Origin of the sequence: Marinobacter santoriniensis NKSG1 (assembly GCF_000347775.1) — a bacterium.
Taxonomy (GTDB): Bacteria; Pseudomonadota; Gammaproteobacteria; order Pseudomonadales; family Oleiphilaceae; genus Marinobacter; species Marinobacter santoriniensis.
This window is the reverse complement of the sequence record NZ_APAT01000018.1, coordinates 76,456-94,680: the sequence shown is the minus strand read 5'-3', so window position 1 is coordinate 94,680 and position 18,225 is coordinate 76,456. Positions and strand designations below refer to the sequence as shown.

Here is an 18,225-nt window from a genome sequence, read left to right as displayed (position 1 = left end):
GGCTGCTTACCATCACGTAATGTGGCATCGGCCGCTGCGGCGTGGAACTTTTGGCGGTGTGTGGGTCATAATCCCTTTCAAACCAATTCGGGAAAACGGAGTTGTTTCATGTTCAGAACCTTTGGAGTGGCCGCCTTCCTGGCACTGGCGGTGATGGTGACCGGTACAGCCAGTGCTGAAACCCAGTGGCAAGAGGGTGTTCATTATAAAAAGCTGGAGACCCCTGTGCCCACGGAGAGCGAAAAAGGCATCGAGGTGGCTGAGGTGTTCTGGTACGGCTGCCCGCATTGTTACCACTTCAAGCCCCTGGCCGAGGCCTGGGAGAAGAATGCCCCGGATTATGTCAACTTTGTCCGCATCCCGGCTGCACTGGGTAAATCCTGGGAGCCGCATGCCCGGGCGTTCTATGCCCTGGAGGCCATGGGACAGCGGAAGAAGGTTCACGATGCGCTCTTTGAAGCACTGGCGGGCGAGCACAAGCGGCTGAACGACGGAAAATCTCTGGCGGCCTTCCTGGCCACGAAAGGGATTGATCCTGACGAATTTCTGAAGAATTACAATAGCTTCGGTGTGAACGCGAAGCTTCAGCAGGCCCAGGCGAAAGTGCGGGGCGCGCGCGTGACCGGCACACCGACTATGCTGGTAAATGGGAAGTACACTGTCACGGCCACGATGGCCGGCAGCTTCGAAAACATGCTCAAGGTAGTGGACTTCCTGGTCGCAAAAGAGCACGCGCAAAGCCAGTAGCCGGTGGCTTGCTGGCTGGTCCATATCGGTCATACCCGGGGTATCGGGCAGGGTAATACTGCCGCATCATGTACAAACGTATTCGGAAACAGTTCAACGAGTTGATCCGGTCGGAGCAGGTCCCGAGGGGGCGCTGCTCCGGGCTTGAGCACGTTCCCGAGTTCGAGCCCCACCGTCACATCCGTCTGCTGACCTTTAATATCCAGGTCGGTATCAATACCTCCTCTTACCGGCATTACCTGACCCGAAGCTGGCAGCACGTGTTGCCACACCGCAATCGCATTGAAAACCTGGATCGCATTGCTCGCCTGATCAGCAGTTACGATGTGGTGGCGCTGCAGGAATGCGACGGAGGCAGCCTGCGAAGCGGCTATATCAACCAGGTTCAGTATCTCGCCGAAGCCGCCGGCATCCCCTATTGGTATCAGCAGCTCAACCGCAATCTCGGTCAGTTTGCACAGCATTCCAACGGCCTGCTCAGCCGGTTCCGCCCCCTTGATGTGACGGAGCACCGGCTACCCGGACTGATCCCCGGGCGCGGAGCGATCATTGCCCGTTATGGCGCTGAAGACGACCCCCTGGTTCTGGTTCTGATGCACCTGTCGTTGAGCAAAGCGGCGCAGCAGCGTCAGCTGGGGTACATTCGCGAGCAGATTGCCGATTATGAGCATGTCGTGCTGATGGGGGACATGAATAACCATGCGGAAGAGCTGCTCTCCAATACTCCGCTGAAAGAGACGGATCTTGTGCCCTTGCCGGCGACTGCCCACAGTTTTCCGAGCTGGCGGCCGGAGAAGGCGCTGGACCATATTCTGGTCAGTCCCAGCCTGGAGATTCGTCGATCCGAAGTGGTGAGTTATCCGGTGTCAGACCATCTTCCCATCGCCATGGATGTGGCCTTGCCCAAGGGCTACCTGGAAAAGTTCTGAACACGGCATTTTCCCCAGGCATAAAAAAACCCGGCAGATGCCGGGTTTTTCGAAAGCCTGATCAGGATTACTTGATCTTGGCTTCCTTGTACTCAACGTGCTTGCGCACAACCGGATCGTACTTTTTGATCGCGATTTTTTCCGGAGTGTTACGCTTGTTCTTTTTGGTCGTGTAGAAGTGACCAGTGCCTGCTGATGAAACCAGCTTGATTTTCTCGCGCATGATGCGGCTCCTTATACTTTCTCGCCGCGGGCACGAAGATCGGCCAGCACAGCGTCAATGCCTTTTTTGTCGATGATGCGCATGCCCTTGGTGGATACGCGCAGCTTCACGAAACGCTTCTCGGACTCAACCCAGAAACGGTGGTTCTGCAGATTCGGCAGAAAACGGCGACGAGTGTGGTTCATCGCGTGGGAAACGTTGTTACCGGATACCGGACGCTTACCGGTAACCTGACAAACTCTGGACATACTTGCCTCCGACCTGAGCAGTGGTCTCAATCAATACGAATTCGTTGTTTATGCGTCTCTGGTTGCCGGGGAGCCTGCTTGCTCCCGGTTCGCGCCTTGAAAACGGAACGCTGCCTGCCAGACGCCGCCAGAAAGGGACGCTTTTATACCAGAACTGGCCCCCCAACGCAAAAAATTGTTGGGAAATTGGCCAGCTTTTCAGCGTCCCGAAGGTTTTACCTACATCAATCCTCGTTCAGCGAGGGATATTACCTCACCATGCCCGACAACCATATGGTCAAGAACCCTGATATCGACGAGTCCCAGTGCGTCCTTCAGTCGACGGGTCAGGGAAATGTCGGCCTGGCTGGGTTCTGCGACACCCGAGGGATGGTTATGGGCGAAGATGACCGCCGCGGCATTGTCCTCAAGCGCCTGACGGACCACTTCCCTGGGATAGACCGCGGCGCCGTCTATGGTTCCCCGGAAAAGTTCACGGTACTGGATCACTCTGTGCCGGTTGTCCAGAAACAGGCCCGCGAAGACTTCATGAGGATAGGTGCCGAGACGGCTGGTCAGGAACCGTCGGGTGTCAGCGGGGGAGCGGAGTGGATCTCCCTGTCGCAGGGGCTCGTCCATGACCCGGCGGGCCATTTCCATGGCTGCCTGGACCTGGGCGTACTTGGCAGCGCCCAGTCCTTTGACCTCGCAGAACTGACGGCGGGACGCGCTCAGTAGCGTCCGCAGACCACCGAATTGCTGAATTAGACTGCGTGCCAGCGCCATGACCGGAGTGCCCGGTGTGCCGGTTCGCAGGAAGATGGCCAGAAGCTCGGCATCGGAGAGGATTTCGGGGCCGTGCTGAAGCAGGCGTTCCCGCGGGCGTTCGTCCGCAGGCCAGGGATCGAGTGTCATGAAACGCATTCCTTGCAGGTGTCAGGGTGACCTCCGGCGCATCCGGCACCGGAACCCGTTCTCGGGGTTACAAAGGTTACTTTAAAAAGTAACATTCAGTAAACGTTGAGGGGGTTCCGCCGGCTGCCCTGTCTGGTCGGGCGTGCTATCTTATACCCCTTTCTTTTTAAGGAATTACGGAACCGGTATGGGTGCCAGGCGAATTCTCGTGGGAGTAACCGGCGGCATAGCCGCCTATAAAAGTGCAGAGCTGGTCCGCCACCTGAAAAAGGCGGGGTGTGAGGTCCGGGTGGTCATGACCCGGGGTGCCGAAGCATTCGTAACGCCCCTCACCTTTCAGGCATTGAGTGGGGAGCCGGTGCGCACGTCGCTTCTGGATCCCGAAGCTGAAGCCGGTATGGGGCACATCGAACTGGCCAAATGGGCCGAGCAGATACTGGTGGCCCCGGCTTCTGCGGATTTCATGGCCCGGCTCGCCAATGGTCTTGCAGACGACCTGCTGACGACCGTTTGCTGTGCGACGGAGGCGCCGATCGCGATTGCCCCGGCGATGAATCAGGCCATGTGGCGCAATCATCGAACGCAGCGCAACCTGTCCCTGCTGTTGTCTGATCCCCAGATCCGCGTCTGGGGGCCGGACCTGGGCGATCAGGCCTGTGGCGATACCGGGCCCGGCCGGATGCTCGAACCGGAGGCGCTGGCAGCGCGGATCCTGGATCCTCAGGATGGTCCGCTTCGCGGCAAGCGCGTCGTGATTACCGCTGGCCCCACGCGGGAGCCGATCGACCCGGTGCGATACATCAGCAATCACAGCTCCGGCAAGATGGGCTATGCGCTGGCTGCGGCTGCCCGGGATGCCGGGGCTGATGTGGTGTTGGTCAGTGGTCCTGTGTCGATACCCGTACCCGCCGGCGTAGAACTCCGGTCGGTCGTTACCGCCGACGACATGCTGCGCGAATCGATGGCCGCAGTCGATGACGGAAGCGATGTGTTTATCGCCACAGCGGCGGTGGCGGACTATCGTCCCGAAACCTGCGCCGGCGACAAGATCAAGAAAACCCGAGAGGCTCTCTCCCTTGATCTGGTCAAGAATCCGGACACGCTTGCCACGGTTGCCGCTCGACCGGATGCTCCGTTTACCGTCGGCTTCGCGGCAGAAACCAACGATGTCGCCCGGTATGCGCTCGACAAGATGGTCCGGAAGAAGCTCGACATGATCGTGGCCAACGACGTGTCCACGCCCGGCATGGGGTTCAACAGCGACAATAACGCAGTCACGGTGTTCTGGCCCGATGGCCGGGAGCATATCGGCCCGGACACCAAGCAGAACATTGCCACCCGTCTGGTGGCGCTGATCAGTCACCACCTGGAAACCGATTCATGAGCAAGAAAAATTTGCAGGTCCGGATTCTCGATGACCGGATTGGAACAACCATTCCTTTTCCTGAATACGCCACTGAAGGCTCCGCCGGTCTGGACCTGCGTGCCTGTCTCAGTGAGCCCCTGGTGCTGGAACCGGGTCAGACATCACTGATTCCAACGGGGCTTTCGATCCATATCGGCGATCCCTCGCTGGCGGCAATGATTCTCCCGCGCAGCGGATTGGGCCACAAGCATGGCATCGTACTGGGCAATCTTGTGGGGCTCATCGACTCGGATTACCAGGGCGAACTGATGGTGTCCTGCTGGAACCGAGGCAACGCCACGTTTTCAGTGGATGTGGGAGAGCGTATCGCCCAGTTGATTCTGGTGCCGGTTGTTCAGGCCGAGTTCGAGGTCGTGGAGCAGTTTGACAGCAGCAGCCGGGGTGAGGGCGGCTTCGGCTCGACGGGTACCCGTTAACGGGTACGGTCGGGAGGCGCGCAAGGGCTTGTTGCGCCGTCTATACTTGGCGGATAACCGCTTGTCCAGAACCAAAAAAATAGAATCGCAGGATGGACTATGAAGCTGGGTAGAAAGAAGTCTTCCGAGGATGTATCGGACGCAGCGCCGGTCAGCAAGAAATCCGCTGGCAAAACCCGTGAAAAGACCGGCGGCCCGAAACGGCGCGGATTGGGAACCGTCGCAATCAGTCAGGCACTGGTGGTCCTCATTGCCGGTATTGTGGCCGTGGCTCTGGCCCATTTCCTGGTGGTGGAGCCCGCCGGTGGCGATCGTCTGGAATCTCAGAAAAATCAGGAAGTTGCTGCCGCTGCGCAGCGCTTCGACCAGTATCTCAGTCTGATGGCTCGTAGCGTTGACGGTCTGGCCTCCCAGGCATACGTGGCAGAGGCCATCGCTAACCGTGTGCCCCTGGAATCGGTACAGCAGGAGTTGGCAAACGCCTTGCCCGGGGTTGCCGCTGTTTACCTGTTTCCCTATCGACAGATTCCCCGTTCCGCCAACGGTGACGAGCTGCTCGGCTTCGCGGGCCTTGAGCTGGCGCGCAAGGCAGCCGACGGAAAGCGTGTAACGCCGGAGGCCGTGCCCCGGAATGCCCAGTGGTATCTGCAGATGGCATCGCCTGTGCGTAATCCGTCCTCCAACGCTGTGGTTGGCAGCATGCTGGTGGTCTTTGACGCATCGGTTCTGCAGCCCCTGTTGAATGTGGTCAATACCAGCCTGGGTGGACGGCTTGCTCTGGTCCAGACCGTGTCCGGAACCTCCCGGGTGGTGGTCAGCAAGGGCAATGGCTCGGGTGATGCGGTGACGCGCGATTTGTCGAACCCCGACTGGTCCGTCACTTATACGCCGGCGCAAAAGCCGGCGGCGCCCGTGGATCTTGTGATGTTGGCGCTGCTGATTGGCCTGCCGACATTGCTGGCGGCTATTGTGGTCTGGTTGCTGCTCAGTAATGCCCAACGGGGCCTGCGTCAGGATGTTGCTGCGCTGATCCAGTGGTCCCACAAAGTCTTTGGCGGAGAGCGGGCCAAGCAGCCTGGCCTGCGCTGGGAGATGGTGGCCTCCATGGCAGAAGTCCTGGGTCGGCTCTCCCAGGTGGTGGAGAAACGACTGGCCAAGGCGGTGGAAACCGCCCGTCCGAAGGTGGCACCGGCGGCCGGCCCGTCACCTCAGGCTTCGGGAGATGAGCCGCTGTTCCAGGACAAGGAAATGCCGGACATTGATATGCTCGATGGTGACGAGGATGTCCTGGGCTTCGGCAGCAGTGATGAGACGGTGTTTGGTGCCTCCGACGCCCCGCAGGTCGAGGAAGTCTCGGTGCCGGCGGTCGATCTCGCGCCCGAAATTTTCCGGGCGTACGACATTCGCGGCATTGTCGGCGAGACCCTGTCCCCCGAGATTGTGCAGGTGATCGGTCGCGCCATTGGTTCGGAGGCTGTGGCACGAGGCGTAAGTAGCTTGTGCATTGGCTACGATGGCCGCCACTCCAGTCCGGAACTGGCCAGCGCCCTGGCCCGCGGTGTCATGGCCGCCGGCTGTGATGTCATCGACATCGGCGCCGTGCCGACACCGGTTCTCTACTTTGCCACCCACGAATTGCAGACCGGCTCCGGCGTGATGGTGACCGGTAGCCACAACCCGGCCAACTACAACGGCCTGAAAATCATGCTGGGGGGTGAAACCCTCTCCGGTGAGGCGATCCAGGGGCTGTATCAGCGTGTACAGACCGGCGACCTGGCCTCGGGGCAGGGCAGCCAGTCGGCCGAGGATGTCCGCAGGGCCTATCTTGACCGTATTTTCGGAGACGTGGCGGTGGCCGCTCCACTCAAGGTGGTGGTGGACGCGGGCAACGGCATTGCCGGCGAACTCGGCCCCATGCTCATCGAGGAACTCGGGTGCGAGGTGATCCCGCTTTACTGTGAGGTCGATGGCGATTTCCCGAATCACCATCCGGACCCCGGAAAGCCGGATAACCTTGCGGACCTGATTGCCCGGGTCAAATCGGAAGGTGCCGATCTGGGCATTGCTTTCGATGGCGATGGTGATCGCCTGGGCGTGGTCACCAATACCGGCAAGATCATCTGGCCCGACCGGTTGCTGATGCTGTTTGCCCGGGATGTGGTTTCCCGCAATCCCGGAGCCGACGTGATCTACGACGTCAAATGCACCCGACGCCTGGCGAGCATCGTGTCGGAGGCTGGCGGTCGTCCCATCATGTGGAAAACCGGCCATTCCCTGATCAAGGCCAAAATGAAGGAGACCGGAGCTCTGCTGGCCGGTGAGATGAGCGGCCACATCTTTTTCGGAGAGCGCTGGTATGGCTTTGATGATGGCCTCTATTCCGCTGCCAGGCTGCTGGAAATTCTCGGGATCGAGGATCGCCATTGCGACGAGGTGTTCGCGGATTTCCCCGAGGATATCAGCACGCCCGAGCTGAATGTCGAGGTGACTGAGAGCACCAAGTTCGCCATTATTGAGCGCCTTGGCCAGGAGGCTGACTTCGGCGATGGCAACATCAGCACGATCGATGGCATCCGGGTCGACTATGCGGATGGTTGGGGCCTTTGCCGGGCCTCGAACACGACGCCGGTACTGGTGCTCCGTTTCGAGGGCGAGACCAGAGAAGCCCTCGAGCGAATCGAGGCCGTGTTCCGCGAGCAGTTGGCCAAAGTGGCGCCGGATCTGCAGATGAGCTTCTGATGTCCGGTCGCTCTCCGTCCCCGTATCAACGTTTTTTGTAAAGGTAAGGAACAACATGGCGCTGGATCGTGATACAGCTATGCAGGTGGCCTCGGTACTGAGCAAGGGCCTCCCCTACATTCAACGGTTTACCGGCAAGACCGTGGTGATCAAATATGGCGGCAACGCCATGGAAAACGAGGAACTCAAGAGCAGTTTTGCCCGCGACGTGGTGCTGATGAAGCTGGTGGGTATCAACCCGATTGTGGTTCATGGAGGCGGGCCCCAGATCGGTGACCTGCTCAAGCGGTTGAATATCGAATCCCGGTTCGTCAATGGCATGCGGGTGACCGATGAGGAAACGATGGACGTGGTCGAGATGGTCCTTGGCGGCCAGGTGAACAAGGAAATCGTCTCATTGATCAATGCCCATGGGGGCACCGCCGTCGGGCTGACCGGCAAAGATGCGAATCTGATCCGTGCCCGTAAGCTCGAAGTGGTCAACCGGACCGATGAATTCGCCAAGCCGGAGATTATCGATATCGGACACGTGGGTGAGGTTGCCAGTGTCAATGTCGAGGTCATCGACATGCTGACCCGCAGCAACGTGATTCCGGTGATCGCGCCGATCGGGGTCGGCCCTGACGGTGCGTCATACAACATCAATGCCGATCTGGTGGCCGGCAAGGTGGCAGAGGCCATGAAGGCCGAGAAACTGATGCTGCTGACCAATGTCTCCGGGCTCAAGAGCAAGGACGACAAGGTGCTGACCGGCCTGACCGCGCAACAGGTGAACGATCTGATTGACGACGGAACCATCCACGGTGGCATGCTGCCGAAAATCCGCTGTGCACTCAGCGCAGTGGAGAACGGCGTTCGTACCTCCCACATCATTGACGGGCGCGTCGCCCATGCCTGTCTGCTGGAAATCTTTACTGACGAGGGTGTCGGTACACTGATTTCCCGTAACTGACCCGTGGTTTCTGGAGTTTCCGCATGAAGCGTCTACTGACATGGTTGATCCTGCTCGCCATCCTGGGCTTTGCCGCCTTCAAGGGGGCAGTCTGGTGGCTGGCAGATCAGCGACTGGCGGAGCTCCGACTGGAACTGGAGACGGCCGGCGTTCTGGACCGGGGCAGCCTGAGTTCAGGGCTGGATGGCCACATCCGCCTGACCAACGCCAGCTGGCAGGATTTCCGGTTGACCCGGCCCCTGGACGTCGGCCATGTCGTCTTTGATGCCGGGTCACCCCTGACGCTGCTTGAGGTACTCGTAGATCCATCCCGCATGCCGCCGCAATGGAGTCTTCAGGCGGACGGCCTGGGTATGGTGCTTGAGTCCACGATGTTCCGGAACTGGGTGACGGCAGAGGGTCGGAAGGTCGATGGCAAGCCGGCACTCATTCAGCTCTCGTGCGCCCCGGATCCGCGACAACAGCTTGGAAGCGGAGACCTGATGCGCATGGGCATTACCGGCCTGGCCGGCGAGGCACTTGTGCAGCAGCAGGCCGATGGCGTGCATGCCGAGCTGAATACTGCCGGCACCGGAAGCCTGGAGCTTCAATGGAAGGGTGCCCGCATTGATCCAATGTCACTTGATACCCTGCTTGCAAGTACCAGAGAGCCGATGATCGTGACCGTCCGGGATGGAGGGCTCATGCGACGTGTCGCGGCTTACTGTTCCCGGGAAGTAGGGGAGCAGGCGGGCGACTGGGCCTCGCAGGCGGCCAGTGCTCTGGAGACGGCTCTCGAGGCCCGCGGGATGATGGCGAGTGATCAGCTGCTGGCACTCTATCGGCAGTGGCTGACCGAAGGCGGTGAGCTGACGGTGGCGCTGCATCCGTCAGAGCCCTGGCTTGGCATACCGGTGTATGACACCGAGGCTGAGGCCGACAGTCCCGGCTGGCGCGTCGAGTACAATGGATCGGTGGTGCCGGACGTATTTCTGAAAACCGCTGCGGCCGAGCCCGAGCCACCATCGTCGAAACCGCCATTGAAGGCGCCGGAGCAAGGCGGCGATGGCCCGGTTCAGCGATGGTATGCTGATTCGGTGGAACAGGCTGCGAGCTGGGTGGGCCACCGGGTGCGAATCACCTTGTCCAACGGCAATGTGGTAGAGGGTCGCCTGGTGGGCGTTACCGACCAGGAGCTGGAGGTTGCCCGGGTCGTCGCCGGCGGGGAAGTCACCTATCCGATGAAACTGAGGGCCGTCACCGGCTTCGAAGTCTGGCGTCGTGGCCACAATCAATGACAGCGACAAGGCCCGGGACGGGCTGAGGGGGCTCTATGTCGAATTCCGCAGGCACAACAGGTGCTTTACCGGATCTCAAATCCATGCTTGCCCGACTGATTGCGCAACCGTCCATCAGCAGCGCTTCCCCCAAATGGGACCACAGTAACGAGGCGGTCATCCGCACCCTCGCGGACTGGTTGGAACCGATGGGGTTCGACGTGGAAATCCTCGACGTCCCCGGCGCGCCCGGAAAGTACAATCTCGTTGCCACACTCGGTCAGGGGCCGGGTGGGCTGGTTCTGTCCGGTCACACCGATACCGTTCCGTTCGACGATCAGCGCTGGCAGAGTGATCCCTTCACCCTGACCGAAAGGGACGGACGATGGTACGGCCTGGGCACCTGCGATATGAAGGGCTTCTTTCCGCTCGCCATTGAGGCCGCCCGGGAGGTTGTTGGTGTTCAGCTTCGGCAGCCGCTGATCATCCTGGCGACAGCGGACGAGGAAAGCTCGATGAACGGTGCCCGCGCACTGGCCGAGGCCGGGCGTCCCAAGGCCAGGTATGCGGTGATCGGCGAACCGACGGGTCTCAGGCCGGTGCGGATGCACAAGGGCATCATGATGGAACGTCTTCGTTTCGATGGCCAGTCCGGTCACTCCTCCAATCCTTCCCTGGGCCGTAATGCCCTGGAGGGCATGCACGAGGCCCTGACCGAACTGCTCGCGTTGCGAGAGCAGTGGCAGGCGAAGTACCAGAATCCGAATTTCGAGGTTCAGGTGCCAACGCTCAATCTGGGGTGTATCCACGGTGGTGACAATCCGAACCGGATCTGTGCCGACTGTGAACTGCATTTTGATCTGCGGCCCCTGCCCGGTATGGACATGGACACCCTCAGGCAGGCGATTCTGGATCGAATCCGGCCGGTCGCGGAGCGACGTTCGCTGTCCCTGCTGTTCGAGCCGCTGTTTGACGGCGTTCCGCCCTTTGAAACCTCGGCCGATGCCGAGCTGGTGCGGGCCTGTGAAAAGTTGACGGGGCACACGGCCCATGCGGTGGCGTTTGCCACCGAGGCTCCCTGGCTGCAGAAGCTGGGCCTGGAAACCCTGGTCATGGGGCCGGGATCCATCGATCAGGCGCATCAGCCGGATGAATATCTGGAACTGTCCCAACTGGATCCAACCGTCCGGATCCTCCGGGGGCTGATCAAGCAATTTTGTCTTTAGCGGAGACTGTGAATTGAAATCGAACGACTGGCTGCACGGGTTTCGCCACTCCTCGCCCTACATCAATGCGCATCGGGGCAGGACGGTGGTGTTGACGTTGCCGGGCGATGCCATCGAACACGGCAACTTCATCAACATCCTTCACGATATCGCCCTTCTGGCCAGTCTCGGGGTGCGATTGGTGGTTGCCTTCGGAGCCCGTCCCCAGATACAGCGCTGCCTGGATCATGCCGGTGTTCAATCGGAGTTCTCGCAGGGGCTCCGGATCACCCCCGAAAGGGATCTTCCCAAGGTAATGGAAGCCATCGGTGGTCTCCGGTCGTATCTGGAGAGCCAGTTGTCCATGGGGCTGGTCAATTCCCCCATGCACAATGCCCGGATCCGTGTAAGCAGTGGTAACTATGTGGCGGCAAAGCCCGTTGGCGTACTGGATGGTCTGGATTTCGGCTACACCGGAAAGGTTCGCCGCATCGATACCGCCGGCATCGAAAAGCTGCTGGAGTTGGGGCATATCGTGTTGTTGCCGCCCATGGGCTATTCGCCGACCGGTGATACCTTCAATCTCTCTTATGAGGATGTTGGCAGCCAGGTGGCGGCGGCCCTTCAGGCGGAGAAACTGATCGTATTTATCGATGATCCGGGTGTGCTGGAGGAAGACGGTTCCCTGATCCGTGAACTCTCGGCCCGCCAGGCCTCCGAACGACTGGCTGCGGGCAAGGTCACAGGGCACGATGCCGCCTTGCTTCAGGCCGCCTGTGATGCCTGCGTCAAAGGTGTAAGGCGTGCTCACATCATCAGTTATATCCAGGACGGTGCACTGCTCGAGGAGCTGTTTACCCGTGACGGGTCCGGTACGCTGGTCAGCAGTGATCACTATGAACAGCTTCGTCAGGCGAGGGTGGAAGACATCGGTGGTATCCTCGAACTGGTCCAGCCGCTCGAAGAGCAGGGTATCCTGGTCAGGCGGTCCCGTGAAATGCTGGAAACGGAAATCGACCAGTTTGTCGTGGCTGAGCGCGATGGCACCATTGTCGGGTGTGCGGCCCTTTATCATTATCCGGATGAAAGTGCGGGCGAACTCTCCTGTTTCGCCGTGGATCCGGCCTACCGGCGATCCGGTCGTGGTGATGACATTCTTTCGATGATCGAGAAAATGGCCCGGAGCCAGGGCATCACCAAACTGTTTGTTCTCACTACCCAGACCGAGCACTGGTTCCGGGAACGAGGATTCCTGCCGAGCTCCGTGCAGTCACTGCCGGGCCCGAAGCTGGCGTCCTACAATGCAAAGCGTGCGTCAAAGGTCTTCTGTAAACCGCTGTGACAGTGCACGCAGCCTGGCCGAGCGTTGTTCCTCGGGCAGGCTGGCCAGCGTTTTGACGGCATCATAGAAAACCGGAAACCGGTTGTCGCAGTCCTTCAGTAATTGTCGGAAGCCCGGAACCAGGTGGTTGTATTGGCGAAACAGGGCCAGGTTGGCGTTGTTGAGCGTGACGGGAGGTGGCCCGAACGGGCCGGGTTCGGACCAGTGCTCCGATGCGTTCGCGTAGCGTTTTGCAAGATCATCCAGCAGCGCCTGTTTGCGATCCCTGAGTGTTTGCGGTGCCAGTCTGTCGGCCTCTTGATAAAGTGCTTTCAGGCGGGCGGTGGTTTTCGTCACCAGAGCCTGTGTCTGGCGGCGACGTTCCAGCCGCGCCTCGACGGCCGGGAAGTGGTCGGCTTCTCCGCGCTGGACCAGCCAGCGCCTGAGGCCTTCCAGTTCTACTGCCTTGGCAAAACTCTCATTGAAATCGGTCGCATTGTCGACGTAAACCACGCGATGGGCCAGTTCGTGGAACATCAGCGCCACCATCCGGTCATTTGAGAGAGCCGTGAACGCGGATTGCAGCGGATCGTCAAACCAGCCGAGTGTGGAATAGGCGGTGACGGCCCCGATGAAGGTATCGAAACCCTCCTGTTCGAAAACCGACTGCTCCTGTTTGGCGTCGTCAAGGCTGAAGTAGCCCCGGTAGGCCTGGCAGCCGAGTACGGGATAGCACCAATGGTGGGGGGGCAGTGAGAATTCCGGGACCGCAACCAGATTGACCACGACCCAGGGCCGTCCCAGCTCGGTATAGTCGAGGAAGGCATCTCCGACGGGTAACGCCAGGGAATCCCGGGCAAATGTCCGGGCGGCGAGTGCTACCTGCAGCCTGGCTCTGAGTGCCGGACTCGTCTCCGGGTCGGCGATGACATCGGAAATGGGTTGGGCGTTGGCCAAAAGGCGGATGTGTCCGGAGATCGCTTGCCCGTAGTATTCCACGGTGGTGCACGCGGTGGTCCCGCAGATCAGTAGCAAAACAAGATAGATCTGACTAAGCTGTTTCATGGGTCCGGGTGTTATACTGGGGCTGGTTGCCTGTTGGAACCTGGCCACTATATTACAGTCATGGTTCCCTTAGTAGCCGGTGGTCCAGTCCACCGTGTCAGGGACGTCAGCCGCCGCAGGGGATAGGCCCTTGGTGGGGTGGTGGTGCGAGATATCAGGTTGTTCATGGATTCAAAAGAACGTCGTAGTAGTCCCCGTCAGCCCATCAAGTTGGCTGCCCAGATCGAGGTGGGCAGTGGCCAGTCATGGCCTTGCCAGATCGCCGACTTCTGCGCAGAAGGGTTATTCATCCGTTATTCCGGCGATACCTCCCGGAAACTGGATCAGGCGCTGTCGAAAGGCGGGCCGTCAGAGCTCGTCGTACGTTTTCGGAGTCCCGAAGGCAATCGTCGGCATGAGCTTCACGTCAGCGTGGTACGCCGGATCCAGGGCGCCATGGGGGTCAACTTCACCCGTTCCAACCCTGATGCGGTTGAAGCGATGCTCAAGTTGTGTGGCGGCTCCCGCCATCAGGACCGGTCCTCGCTGCGCCCTCCCAATGACCGAACCCAGTTTGTTCTGCATCAGGCAGCCAGGGCGGTAACCCAGTACATCGAACCGCTGATGGACGCCTGCTTTGTGCGCATGGCTGCCGACCTCAAACAGGCCGCCCAGCGCGCGTCCAATGACCAGCTTGCCAATGAGTACATGGATGCTTCCGGTCAGATCCAGTCCCGCCAGCGGGCCATCTGGCATTACATGTCAAAAAGCCTGGAGTCGCCGCTGAAACCGGCGCCGAAAGGGTTTCCCGGATCGGAACTGTCGATTGTCGACAAAGGGGAGTTTGAAGATTGGCTGACCATCCGGGTTATGGTCACCAAGGCCGACACCCTCTATCGTGGCGACCTGTTGCAGTTGAAGTTGCGCCTGGATGAACTGGGTGTCGCGAACGCAACCGGGCATCACAACCCGCTGGGGCCTTCGCTGGTCTGCGAAGCCTTTCACGCCGGTCTCAACCAGCTGAAGCTGTCCCGGGAGGTTGAAAAGGTGTGTCTCAAGGCCTTTGAGCATACCGTGCTGCGAGAGTTGGCACCGCTTTACCAGGAGCTCAACAATATCCTGATTCGTCACGGTGTGCTCCCGGATCTGGATCTGAGCAAGTACCTGAGCGAACAACAGCCAAAGAAGCCTGCAGAGGCGGAGGCGGCGCCCCCGCCCCCGCCTACTGAATCCGCTGCCCGGGAAAATCCGCCAGGAGAGGCCAGTGCCCCGCGTGCCAGGTCGATGCCGAGCCGTGTCGGCCAGGAGTTTCGCGGCTATGCCCAGGCCGCGCAGACGGCGTTTGCAACGGTCCGGAACCTGGTCTCCACCCTGACTGCCAGCCGATTGTCCCGGGGGGATCATGAGCCGGTTGACTTTGCGCCGGGAGCCCGGCCGCTGTCCGCCGGAGAATTCCAGCGCGAATTGCAGCAGCTTCAGGTGCAGTCGGTACAGACGGATGCCGAGCACGAAGCTCTTCCGCTGAAGGAGCGGGTGGTCGAGCGGATAAAGGAAACCGGTGAGCATCGGCTCGACGAAGAGCAGCAGGACACACTGGACGTCGTCGACCGGTTCTTCAGGAGCGTGGTGGAAAGCCCCAAGCTGAGCGAATACGCCCAGGGGCGCATGCGCCAGCTGGAGGTTCCGGTATTGAAAGTGGTCATGCGGGATCCGTCCTTCTTTGATGACCAGAACAGTCCGGTCAGGGGCGTCATGAACCGGCTGGCCCAGCTGGGGGTAAAGGGCGGACGGATCAATCCGGTGGTTCAGCGACGGATTGATGAGCTGATCCAGCGTATTGCCACCGACTTCGAACAGGACACCGGCGTGTTCGAACAGACGGTACAGGAGCTGGATTCACTCATCGATCGACAGAATCTGGTGTACCGGCGCAATGTCGAACGGGTTACCGCTGCGGCGGAAGGCGCGCAGAAGGTCGCCGAGTCCAAGAAAGCCGTTTCCGAAGTGTTGAACGAGCGATTGGCCGGTCGTCGGGTCCCCAAAGCTGTGTTGAGTCTGCTTGATGGTGGCTGGCGTGACCTGTTGTCGCTGACCTGGATTCGCCAGGGCCCGGACAGCCAGCTCTGGCAGGATTATCTGTCGGTGATCGACTCTCTGCTGGCTTTTGCCGACGATCCGGACAGTACCATCAACCTGCCCGAGCTGTTGCGGGTCATACAGGATGGCCTGGCGTCCATTTCGAGCAATCACATGCCCTCATCTCAAATCCGCGATGAGCTGAAACAGTTTCTCGTTCGCAGTCCCGACAAGTCGCCGGAAATGGTGGAAGTCCCCGAAGCGCAAGCTGAGGAAGAGAAGAAACAGGTTCTGTCGGAGCGGGAGCAGAAAAGTCTGCAACGCTGGATCAACCGGGCCCAGCAGCTCCGGACCGGAGACTGGCTCCGTGACCAGGAGAAACCGGACGAGCCCCAGTATATCCGACTGGTCTGGATCGCCCGCGGCTTCAGTCGATTCGTGTTCGTAAACCACCAGGGTATGCGGGTGGTGGAGCTCGATCTTGAATCCCTCGCACGGCAGATGCGCAAGGGCATCATTGTGCCCGACAGCCAGTACGAACGGCCGCTGGTGGACGAAAGCATCGATCGCATGGTGCGTAATGTCTACGATCAGCTGTCCTGGGCGTCCACCCACGACGAACTGACGGGGCTGCTGGGGCGGCGTGAGTTCGAGCGAATGCTCGACCAGCAACTTGCTCGCCAGGAAGACGAGCGGGCGCTTCTCCGGCTGGATCTCCGGGGCTTCCGCCTGCTGAACGATACCGCCGGTTACCAGTCAGGGGACGAAGCCCTCAAACAGGTTTCAGAGCTTCTCAAGCAGAACGTGGTCGATGGCATGCCGGTGGCAAGGCTCAGCGGTAACGAGTTCGCCATGCTGGTGCCCGCAGAGCGCGGTCTGGACGCCGCGAGAGAATTAATTCGACTGATCGAGGCCGAACCGTTCCAGTTCGGCGGGCGGTCCTACCAGTTGTCGGCCAGTGCCGGCCTGGTGCCGACTCTCCCGGCGCTGGTCAACGCGGAGCGGTGGTTGCGCGCATCGGAGCAGGCACTTTCCGAGGCAAGGCAGCAGGGACCGGGCCAGGTGGTTGAATATGCACCCGATGCCAATGACCAGCTGCGCCAGGAACAGATCGCCGCCAAGGTGGCGAGTCTGGGCAACCTGGATGAAGAGCGGATGCTTTTGCGTTGTCAGAAGATCATTCCGCTCCACCCCGGTACCGTCATGGCGCCTCAGTATGAAATCCTCATCAGCATGTATGACGATGCCGGCAACCTGATTACCGGCCACGATTTCGTACGGATGGCTGAGCGTTATGACCGGATGCAGATGGTGGATCGCTGGGTGGTCGGCCACATGCTGGATTGGCTGCGGGTTAATGCGCCGGACCCGAGACATTTTGGTGGCGTGTGCATCAACCTGTCCGGCTACAGCCTGAATGACCAGACGCTGCTGGAGTTTATCTACGAAAAACTGAGCGAAAAGGACGCGCCCATCGAACGACTCTGGTTCGAGCTCACCGAGGCCTCGGCCATCAACGACGTCGAAAGCGTGGCGGATTTTATTCGCGAGATGAAAGAACTCGGCTGCCGTTTCTGCCTCGGCAACTTTGGCAGCGGGCCCAGCTCTTTCCATTTTATGCGCTCATTGCCCGTGGACCTCATCAAGATCGACAGTGCCTTTACCAGTCAGCTCACCTCCAGCGAGACCGACAGGGCAATGGTCAAATCCATGGTGGATATGGCGCATTATATGAAACGAGAAATCATTGCATCCCAGGTTGAATCCCGTGAGGTTCTGGATATGCTGAGGCAATTGGGCGTGGATTACGCTCAGGGGTTCGTGGTTGAAAAGCCCCGATCCCTGGACAGTCTCTACTGATTCGGGAAGCGGTCTCCTGCATGTCAAAACGCCATCCGATCATTGCGGTTACCGGCTCCAGCGGTGCCGGTACGACCACCACAGGGCGTATTTTCCGTCGCATGTTTGCCAGCGAGAAACTGCAGGCGGCCATGGTCAGCGGGGACAGCTTTCACCGTTATAACCGGGAGCAGATGGCCCGGTTGGCCGCCAAGGGGCAGTTCGGTGAGCGCAACCACTTTGCCCTGGCCGCCAATCACATCGATAAGCTAGAAGCCCTGTTCTTCGATTACGGTCAGTCCGGTAACGGCCGGTACCGGCAGTATGTTCACGATGAAGACCGGGACCTGATCGAGGCGGGGTACAAGCCGGGTACCTTTACGACGTGGGGGCCGCTGGCTCCCGACTCGGATCTGCTGTTCTATGAGGGGCTGCACGGGGGTGTCGTGAGCGAGGCCTATGACATCGCCCAATACGTGGACCTTCTGATCGGTGTGGTGCCCATCGTCAATCTGGAGTGGATCCAGAAGATCCATCGGGATACGAACCAGCGCGGTTACAGCGAAGACGCCGTTGTCCAGACCATCATCAACCGCATGGACGATTACGTGCACGACATCGTGCCGCAGTTTTCCCATACCGACATCAATTTCCAGAGGGTACCGTTGGTGGATACCTCCAACCCGTTTGTGGTGCGGGATGTTCCCACGGAAGACGAGAGCATGGTGGTCATCCGGTTCCGGGATTCGAGCGATGTCGCCTTTGCCAGGCTGCTCCAGATGATTCCGGGAAGCAGCCTGTCCCGCTATGACACCCTCGTGGTTCCCGGTAACAAGATGGCGCTGGCCATGGACCTGATCATCCGGCCCAGGCTCCGGCAACTGATGGACCAGAGACCCTATGGCTGAGC

At 60.0% G+C, this 18,225-nt stretch carries 15 protein-coding genes; 11 read left to right on the top strand and 4 right to left on the bottom strand.

Going from position 1 to position 18,225, the window contains the following annotated elements:
• Nucleotides 1-108 precede the first annotated feature (108 nt).
• Both MSNKSG1_RS12665 and MSNKSG1_RS12660 read left to right on the top strand, forming a co-directional pair.
• Nucleotides 109-747 (top strand): thiol:disulfide interchange protein DsbA/DsbL, encoded by a 639-nt coding sequence (locus tag MSNKSG1_RS12665; protein WP_008939675.1) that lies wholly within the window; start codon nt 109-111, stop codon nt 745-747.
• Between the two features lie 68 nt (nt 748-815).
• The gene (locus MSNKSG1_RS12660; protein WP_008939674.1) at nt 816-1,676 is read left to right on the top strand and encodes an endonuclease/exonuclease/phosphatase family protein; all 861 of its coding nucleotides are present in this window, start codon (nt 816-818) and stop codon (nt 1,674-1,676) included.
• A 67-nt stretch (nt 1,677-1,743) separates the two neighbouring features.
• Here the strand turns inward: MSNKSG1_RS12660 and rpmG are convergent, their stop codons facing one another.
• The 3 genes from rpmG to radC form a co-directional block, all read right to left on the bottom strand.
• The gene (gene rpmG, locus MSNKSG1_RS12655; protein WP_008939673.1) at nt 1,744-1,899 is read right to left on the bottom strand and encodes a 50S ribosomal protein L33; all 156 of its coding nucleotides are present in this window, start codon (nt 1,897-1,899) and stop codon (nt 1,744-1,746) included.
• A gap of 11 nt (nt 1,900-1,910) precedes the next feature.
• The gene (gene rpmB / locus MSNKSG1_RS12650) at nt 1,911-2,147 is read right to left on the bottom strand and encodes a 50S ribosomal protein L28 (protein ID WP_008939672.1); all 237 of its coding nucleotides are present in this window, start codon (nt 2,145-2,147) and stop codon (nt 1,911-1,913) included.
• A gap of 219 nt (nt 2,148-2,366) precedes the next feature.
• The gene (gene radC, locus MSNKSG1_RS12645) at nt 2,367-3,041 is read right to left on the bottom strand and encodes a RadC family protein (RefSeq protein ID WP_008939671.1); all 675 of its coding nucleotides are present in this window, start codon (nt 3,039-3,041) and stop codon (nt 2,367-2,369) included.
• 187 nt (nt 3,042-3,228) lie between these two features.
• On the opposite strand from radC, the gene coaBC reads away from it, so the two are divergent.
• The 7 genes from coaBC (at nt 3,229) to argA (ending at nt 12,377) form a co-directional block, all read left to right on the top strand.
• Complete coding sequence (coaBC, locus tag MSNKSG1_RS12640) at nt 3,229-4,425, top strand: bifunctional phosphopantothenoylcysteine decarboxylase/phosphopantothenate--cysteine ligase CoaBC (protein WP_008939670.1); 1,197 nt, start codon at nt 3,229-3,231, stop codon at nt 4,423-4,425.
• The gene (dut, locus tag MSNKSG1_RS12635) at nt 4,422-4,883 is read left to right on the top strand and encodes a dUTP diphosphatase (RefSeq protein ID WP_008939669.1); all 462 of its coding nucleotides are present in this window, start codon (nt 4,422-4,424) and stop codon (nt 4,881-4,883) included. Before coaBC ends, dut begins: the two co-directional genes overlap by 4 nt.
• Nucleotides 4,884-4,982: 99 nt before the next feature.
• A complete protein-coding gene (locus MSNKSG1_RS19645) occupies nt 4,983-7,622 on the top strand; it encodes a phosphomannomutase/phosphoglucomutase (RefSeq protein ID WP_008939668.1) in 2,640 nt (879 codons plus the stop codon).
• Nucleotides 7,623-7,677: 55 nt separating this feature from the next.
• Nucleotides 7,678-8,574, top strand: coding sequence for an acetylglutamate kinase (gene argB, locus MSNKSG1_RS12625; protein WP_008939667.1), 897 nt, complete (start codon nt 7,678-7,680; stop codon nt 8,572-8,574).
• A 23-nt stretch (nt 8,575-8,597) separates the two neighbouring features.
• A complete protein-coding gene (locus MSNKSG1_RS12620) occupies nt 8,598-9,851 on the top strand; it encodes an LSm family protein (protein ID WP_008939666.1) in 1,254 nt (417 codons plus the stop codon).
• Nucleotides 9,852-9,886: 35 nt separating this feature from the next.
• Nucleotides 9,887-11,056, top strand: coding sequence for an acetylornithine deacetylase (gene argE, locus MSNKSG1_RS12615; protein WP_040886909.1), 1,170 nt, complete (start codon nt 9,887-9,889; stop codon nt 11,054-11,056).
• 13 nt (nt 11,057-11,069) lie between these two features.
• Nucleotides 11,070-12,377, top strand: coding sequence for an amino-acid N-acetyltransferase (argA, locus tag MSNKSG1_RS12610; protein WP_008939664.1), 1,308 nt, complete (start codon nt 11,070-11,072; stop codon nt 12,375-12,377).
• Here the strand turns inward: argA and MSNKSG1_RS12605 are convergent.
• A complete protein-coding gene (locus MSNKSG1_RS12605) occupies nt 12,351-13,421 on the bottom strand; it encodes an aminopeptidase (RefSeq protein WP_008939663.1) in 1,071 nt (356 codons plus the stop codon). The genes argA and MSNKSG1_RS12605 overlap by 27 nt on opposite strands.
• A gap of 165 nt (nt 13,422-13,586) precedes the next feature.
• On the opposite strand from MSNKSG1_RS12605, the gene MSNKSG1_RS12600 reads away from it, so the two are divergent.
• A complete protein-coding gene (locus MSNKSG1_RS12600) occupies nt 13,587-17,336 on the top strand; it encodes a DUF1631 family protein (protein WP_040886908.1) in 3,750 nt (1,249 codons plus the stop codon).
• 20 nt (nt 17,337-17,356) lie between these two features.
• Complete coding sequence (locus MSNKSG1_RS12595; RefSeq protein WP_008939661.1) at nt 17,357-18,223, top strand: phosphoribulokinase; 867 nt, start codon at nt 17,357-17,359, stop codon at nt 18,221-18,223.
• Nucleotides 18,224-18,225: the final 2 nt, after the last annotated feature.

Bases quoted from the DNA above. Each gene is read 5' to 3' on its own strand.
- MSNKSG1_RS12665 (WP_008939675.1), top strand. From the start codon at position 109: ATGTTCAGAACCTTTGGAGTGGCCGCCTTCCTGGCACTGGCGGTGATG.
- MSNKSG1_RS12660 (WP_008939674.1), top strand. From the start codon at position 816: ATGTACAAACGTATTCGGAAACAGTTCAACGAGTTGATCCGGTCGGAG.
- rpmG (WP_008939673.1), bottom strand. From the start codon at position 1,899: ATGCGCGAGAAAATCAAGCTGGTTTCATCAGCAGGCACTGGTCACTTC.
- rpmB (WP_008939672.1), bottom strand. From the start codon at position 2,147: ATGTCCAGAGTTTGTCAGGTTACCGGTAAGCGTCCGGTATCCGGTAAC.
- radC (WP_008939671.1), bottom strand. From the start codon at position 3,041: ATGACACTCGATCCCTGGCCTGCGGACGAACGCCCGCGGGAACGCCTG.
- coaBC (WP_008939670.1), top strand. From the start codon at position 3,229: ATGGGTGCCAGGCGAATTCTCGTGGGAGTAACCGGCGGCATAGCCGCC.
- dut (WP_008939669.1), top strand. From the start codon at position 4,422: ATGAGCAAGAAAAATTTGCAGGTCCGGATTCTCGATGACCGGATTGGA.
- MSNKSG1_RS19645 (WP_008939668.1), top strand. From the start codon at position 4,983: ATGAAGCTGGGTAGAAAGAAGTCTTCCGAGGATGTATCGGACGCAGCG.
- argB (WP_008939667.1), top strand. From the start codon at position 7,678: ATGGCGCTGGATCGTGATACAGCTATGCAGGTGGCCTCGGTACTGAGC.
- MSNKSG1_RS12620 (WP_008939666.1), top strand. From the start codon at position 8,598: ATGAAGCGTCTACTGACATGGTTGATCCTGCTCGCCATCCTGGGCTTT.
- argE (WP_040886909.1), top strand. From the start codon at position 9,887: ATGTCGAATTCCGCAGGCACAACAGGTGCTTTACCGGATCTCAAATCC.
- MSNKSG1_RS12605 (WP_008939663.1), bottom strand. From the start codon at position 13,421: ATGAAACAGCTTAGTCAGATCTATCTTGTTTTGCTACTGATCTGCGGG.
- MSNKSG1_RS12600 (WP_040886908.1), top strand. From the start codon at position 13,587: ATGGATTCAAAAGAACGTCGTAGTAGTCCCCGTCAGCCCATCAAGTTG.
- MSNKSG1_RS12595 (WP_008939661.1), top strand. From the start codon at position 17,357: ATGTCAAAACGCCATCCGATCATTGCGGTTACCGGCTCCAGCGGTGCC.